Origin of the sequence: Nocardiopsis sp. TNDT3 (assembly GCF_003427465.1) — a bacterium.
GTDB lineage: Bacteria > Actinomycetota > Actinomycetes > Streptosporangiales > Streptosporangiaceae > Nocardiopsis > Nocardiopsis dassonvillei.
In genome coordinates this window covers 1-5,333 of sequence record NZ_QPFC01000635.1, presented here as the reverse complement: position 1 = coordinate 5,333, position 5,333 = coordinate 1, and the positions used below count along the sequence as shown (strand labels likewise).

Sequence of the window (5,333 nt, the reverse complement as noted above, 5' to 3'; positions counted from 1 at the left end):
CGGGCTCCGGCCCCGATCTGACCACCCCGCAGGCGCGAGCCGGTCCCGCCCCGGGGCGGGCTGCCGCAGCCGCCCGGCGGCGGCGCCGCGCGGACCGGTTCCGCTGCCGCCGGGCTCAGGTTTTGCCCTGGTGCGTCCCTGTGCCTTACGGTAAGTCCTACTTAGGTTTACCTAACTCACCCCGGAAGAAAGAGGGCGCCGTGGCACAGCGGCAGGGACGGGCCAGGACCGTCCACACCGGAAGGGTCGAGGCGGTCGAGCAGATCACCCCGCACATGGTCAGGGTCGTCCTGGGCGGGGAGGGCCTGGACGCGTTCTCCACCGACGGGCACACCGACAGCTACGTCAAGCTGCTCTTCCCCCCGCCCGCGCCCGGCGACCCCGAGCCCTTCGACCTGGAGCGCGTGCGCGCCGAGCGCCCCCGCGAGGAGTGGCCGGTCACCCGCACCTACACCGTGCGCGACTGGGACGCCGAGGCCCGGCGGCTCACCCTCGACTTCGTCCACCACGGCGGCACCGGACTGGCCGGGGTGTGGGCGGCGGGCGCCAGGCCGGGCGACCGGCTGCGCCTGATGGGTCCCGGCGGCGCCTACTCCCCCGACCCCGGGGCCGACTGGCACCTGCTGGCCGGGGACGAGAGCGCCCTGCCCGCCATCGCCACCGCCGTGGAGGCGCTGGCCCCGGACGCCACCGCCCACGTGTTCGTCGAGGTCGGCGGCCCCGAGGACGAGCTGAAGCTGGAGGGCGGCCCGGGCTTCCACGTGCACTGGCTGCACCGGGGGGACGAGGCCGTGGGCTCGGTCCTGGTCCCCGCCGTGCGCGCCCTCGACTTCCCCGAGGGCCGTGTCCACGCGTTCGTGCACGGCGAGGCCGCCTTCGTCCGCGACCTGCGCCGTCTGCTGCGTGTCGAGCACGGTCTGCCCAAGGAACAGCTGTCGGTGTCGGGGTACTGGCGTCTGGGCCGCGACGAGGACGGCTGGCAGTCGAGCAAGGCCGAGTGGAACCGCGGTGTGGAGGCCGAGGAGGAGGCCGCCCTGGCGGGGAGGGCCTGACCTTCCCCGCCGGGCGGGCCCGCACCCCCGGTGCGTTCCGCGTCCGGGCAGGTCCGCGCCTCGGGCACCGGCCGACCCTGGCCTCTCCCCCGAGGCGTCCGCGTCCCGGGGCACCGGGGCCGCGGGCACCGGACGGCGTCCGGCCTCCCCGCCGGACGCCGGTGCCGCCGCCTCACATTTCGAGGTTCTCCAGGGCGATGAGGTAGGCCTCGTTGTACGTGGGGAACTGCGGGATCGAGTCCAGCAGCGCCGCGACCGGCAGGCCGGTGCGGATCGCCAGCGCCGCGGTGTGGATCCACTCCGAGGCCATCGGGGAGAACGCCCACGCGCCCACCAGCACCCCGCGGCGGCGGTCGGCGACCAGTCCCAGGGTGCCGCGCGGGTCGGTGTCGTAGGTCCAGGGCCGGGCCAGGGTCTGGGGCAGGTCGGCCTCGGCGGTGGCCGTGTCGATCCCCTGTTCCCGCGCCTGGGCCTCGGTGAGCCCCACCCCGGCGATCTCGGGGTAGGAGAAGATCACGCGCGGCACGCCGGTGTAGTCGGCGGCCCGGTCCTTACCCAGGATGTTGTCGGCGACCACGCGCCCCTGGTACTTGGCCACGTGCGTGAACAGGGCCCGGCCGGTGGCGTCGCCGACCCCCCACAGCCCGGGCGCGGCTCGGCAGCGCTCGTCCACGCGCAGGCTGGCGCGGTCCAGCTCCACCCCGACCTCCTCCAGCCCCAGGCCGCCGCCGCGGGGGCGGCGGCCGGTGGCGAGCACGATCACGTCCGCCTCCACGTGCTCGCCGTTGTCCAGGGTCGCGCGGATCCCGTCCCCGTCCCGGGCCACCGCGGAGACCTGGGTGTTCAGGTGCACGGTGACGCCGTCGCGGTCGAACTGGTCGCTGATCAGTTCGCACAGACGGGGTTCCTCGCGGTTCACCAGGCGCGGGCCGCGCTGGACCAGGGTGACCTGGGAGCCCATCCGGGCCAGGAACTGGCCCAGCTCCACCCCCACGGCGCTGCCGCCGACCACGACGGCCCGGCCGGGCACGTCGGTGAGGGTGGTGGCCTCGCGGTTGGTCCACACCACGGAGGGGTCCAGGTCGTCCAGCCCCTCGATCGGCGGGCGCACCGCCTCCGAACCGGTGGCCACGACGACGTGGTCGGCGGTGAGCTCGGTGTCGCCCACCGCCACCCGCCACGGGTCGCGGCCGATGACGCGCCCCTCGCCGCGCAGCACCAGGGCGCCCTGGTCCCGGTACCCCTGGACCTGCGCGGAGTCGTCCAGGTGGCGGATCATCTGGTCCCGGTAGTCGCGCAGCTCGGGCCAGCGCAGGTCCGGGCGGGAGACCCCGGCGGCGCCGTCGGCCTCCTGGCGCACCTCCGGCGGGCGCAGCAGCACCTTGGTGGGGATGCAGGCCCAGTAGCCGCACTCGCCGCCGATGAGTTCGCGCTCGACCACCGCCACGCGCTTGCCGGCGGCGAGCAGCCGACTCGCGACGGTCTCACCGCCCGGCCCCATTCCGATGACGATCGCGTCCATGTGTTGCATGTGTCCTCGTTCCGCCCGGGTCCCGGTCACCCCCGATGGTGTCGCCTGCCCGTGTTCCGGGGAAGTCCCGACACGCCGTCATTCTCCGGGTTCGCGCGGTCCGGTCCGGGCCGGGGCGACGGTGCCCCGGTCGCGGCCGTGCGCGCCTCGGTTCGGGCCGCCCCCGGCACACGCGCCACCGCGCACCGCGCCGACGGGGCGTCCCTCCGCCCGGAGCCCGGGCGCAGGCACACGCCCCGGGCCGGGGCGCCGACACGCGGACCGCTGGTGTCCACACGCTCCGCCACCCGGGGCGGGAGAGCGCGTGCCCGCACGCGGAACCTCTGTACGGCGCGTCACAGCACCCGCGCGCGTCACACGCGTCCCGGACGTGGTGGAATAGCCGATCGGCATCCCTGCCACCGCCCCGTCCGAAAGGAACCGCCGTCCCCGGCGCACGCGCATGTCCACGCAGACCCTGATCCTCGCCTTGGACCTCGTCGGCATCCTCGCCTTCGCCGTCGACGGGGCGCTGACCGGCATCCGCACCGCGCGCCTGGACATCGTCGGCGTCCTGGCCCTGGGCGTGGTGACCGCCCTGGGCGGCGGCGTCATCCGCGACCTGCTGCTCGGCGTGACCCCCGCGACCTTCCAGGACTGGCGCTACATCTGCACGGCGCTGCTGGGCGCGACCGCCGCGTTCTTCCTCAGCAGGCAGCTCACCCACCTGAACCGGCCCATCCTCGTCTTCGACGCGGCCGGGCTGAGCCTGTTCGCGGTGATCGGGGCGACCAAGGCCCTGGAGCTGGGTTTCGGCCCCCTCCAGGCCACCCTGCTCGGCGTCGTCACCGGGGTGGGCGGCGGCACGATCCGCGACGTCCTGCTGAACCGGGTGCCGACCGTGCTGAGCGCCAACTCGCGCCTGTACGCCGTCCCCGCCCTGCTGGGCGCGGGCCTGGTCGCCGTCGCGTACTGGGCGGGCCTGACCTGGGGGTGGATCGCCGTGGTGGGGGCGGTGCTGTGCTTCGCCGTGCGGCTGCTGGCGCTGCTCTACCGCTGGAACGCGCCCAGCCCGCCGGGTTCCCCTCCGCTGTGAGACCCGCCAGTGCCCTCGTCTCCCATTCCCCCGCCCGGGCGAGAGCCGCCGGTGCCCGTCCCGGCCGCATCCCCGCCGCCGCGGGCCCCGGCCGCGTCCCCGGCTCCGCCCAGCGCCCGGGACGCGACGCCGCGCAGGAGTTCGACCATCGCCGGGACCGGCTCGGGCGGGCGGCGCCGGTGCACGGCGTAGATCTCTCGGGCCAGGCGGGTGCCGCGCAGCGGACGGCTGACCCAGCCGCCCCGGCGGTCCGAGCGCAGGATGCTCAGCGGGACCAGGGCCACCCCCACCCCGGCCTCGACCAGGGCCAGGGCCACCTCGTAGTCGCGGGTCTCGTAGGCCACGTTCAGGCTCACCCCGGCGGCAGCGGCGGCGGTGTCCAGGCTGATCCGGTTGTAGATGCCCGGGGCCCCGCAGATCCACTCCTCGCCCGCCAGGTCGGCCAGCGCCACGTCGCGGTCGGCCAGGGCGTGGCCCTCGGGCACGACCACCAGCAGCGGGTCCACCAGGACGCGTTCGCGGTGCAGGCCCCCGGAGCGCGGCAGGGGCACGCCCGGGTAGCGGTGGGTCAGGAGCAGGTCCAGGTCCCCGGAGGCGACCAGGCCGTACCCGCCCGGGGGCTCGATGTCGGACAGCGACAGCCGCACCTGGGGGTGCTGGCGCCCGAAGGCGGCCAGGGTGGCGGGCAGCAGGACCTTGCCCGCGCTGGCGAAGGCCCCCAGGGACAGGCGCTCGGGGGACTCGCCGGCCACGGCGCGCACGGCGGCCTCGGCGTCGCGCAGCTCCCCCAGCACCCGTTCGCCGTGTTCGAGCAGGACCCTGCCCGCCTCGGTGAGGGTGGCCCCGGTGCGGCCGCGTTCGACCAGGGTGCAGCCGACCTCGCGCTCCAGTTTGGTGAGCTGCTGGGACAGGGCGGGCGGGGTGAAGGACAGGCGCTCGGCGGCCGCGGCGATCGAGCCCGCGTGCGCGATCTCCACGAGCACCCGCACCCGGTTGGCGTCCAGCACGGCGGCCCTCCTTTCACACAAAGCCAGGTACAAAGTTTCGCTTAACGATCTTTAGCAGACCCAACTTTAAGTTAATGGCCGGTAGGGGCACAGTGGGCTGTATGAGCACCACGACCGCGCACGCCGCGCCCACGGCCACCGATGTCCGTGCCGCCGCCGAACGCATCGCCCCCTACGCCCGCCGCACCCCGGTCATGCACGCCGAGGTGGACGGGCGTCCGCTGACGCTCAAGCTGGAGCACCTCCAGCGCACCGGGGCGTTCAAGCTGCGCGGCGCCCTCAACGCCCTGCTGGGCGGGGAGGCCGCCGACCGGGTGATCACCGCCTCCGGCGGCAACCACGGCCTGGGGGTGGCCACCGCCGCCCGCCTGCTGGGCGTGCGCGCGACGGTCTACGTCCCCGAGTCGATCCCCGAGGCCAAGGCGGCGCCGCTGGCCGCCACCGGCGCCGAGGTCGTCAGAGTGGGAGAGCACTACGCGGTGGCCGCCGAGGCGGCCCGCGCCCGCGCCGAGGCCGAGGGCGTGCGCTACCTGCACGCCTTCGACGACGCCCTCGTCGTGGCCGGTCAGGGCACGATCGGACTGGAGATCGCCGCCGACGCGCCCGAGTGCGACACCATCGTCGTCGCGGTGGGCGGCGGCGGACTGGTGGCCGGGGTGCGCCTGGGC

The 5,333-nt window shown here is 75.5% G+C and carries 5 protein-coding genes; 3 read left to right on the top strand and 2 right to left on the bottom strand.

Going from position 1 to position 5,333, the window contains the following annotated elements; all coding sequences use genetic code 11:
* Nucleotides 1-200: 200 nt before the first annotated feature.
* Nucleotides 201-1,052, top strand: a complete 852-nt coding sequence (locus DQW06_RS16140; protein ID WP_117198835.1) for a siderophore-interacting protein — start codon at nucleotides 201-203, stop codon at nucleotides 1,050-1,052.
* A 172-nt stretch (nucleotides 1,053-1,224) separates the two neighbouring features.
* Here DQW06_RS16140 and DQW06_RS16135 read toward each other — a convergent pair whose 3' ends face one another.
* Nucleotides 1,225-2,583 carry an NAD(P)/FAD-dependent oxidoreductase gene (locus tag DQW06_RS16135; protein WP_013152890.1) on the bottom strand — a complete coding sequence of 453 codons (1,359 nt, stop codon included), beginning with the start codon at nucleotides 2,581-2,583 and terminating at the stop codon, nucleotides 1,225-1,227.
* A gap of 442 nt (nucleotides 2,584-3,025) precedes the next feature.
* Between DQW06_RS16135 and DQW06_RS16130 the strand changes: the two genes are divergently transcribed.
* Nucleotides 3,026-3,658, top strand: a complete 633-nt coding sequence (locus DQW06_RS16130) for a trimeric intracellular cation channel family protein (RefSeq protein ID WP_013152889.1) — start codon at nucleotides 3,026-3,028, stop codon at nucleotides 3,656-3,658.
* Here DQW06_RS16130 and DQW06_RS16125 read toward each other — a convergent pair.
* Nucleotides 3,613-4,665 (bottom strand): LysR family transcriptional regulator, encoded by a 1,053-nt coding sequence (locus DQW06_RS16125; protein ID WP_117198834.1) that lies wholly within the window; start codon nucleotides 4,663-4,665, stop codon nucleotides 3,613-3,615. The genes DQW06_RS16130 and DQW06_RS16125 overlap by 46 nt on opposite strands.
* 101 nt (nucleotides 4,666-4,766) lie before the next feature.
* Here DQW06_RS16125 and DQW06_RS16120 point away from each other — a divergent pair.
* A partial coding sequence (locus tag DQW06_RS16120) for a pyridoxal-phosphate dependent enzyme (protein ID WP_117198833.1) occupies nucleotides 4,767-5,333 on the top strand: 567 nt, incomplete at its 3' end.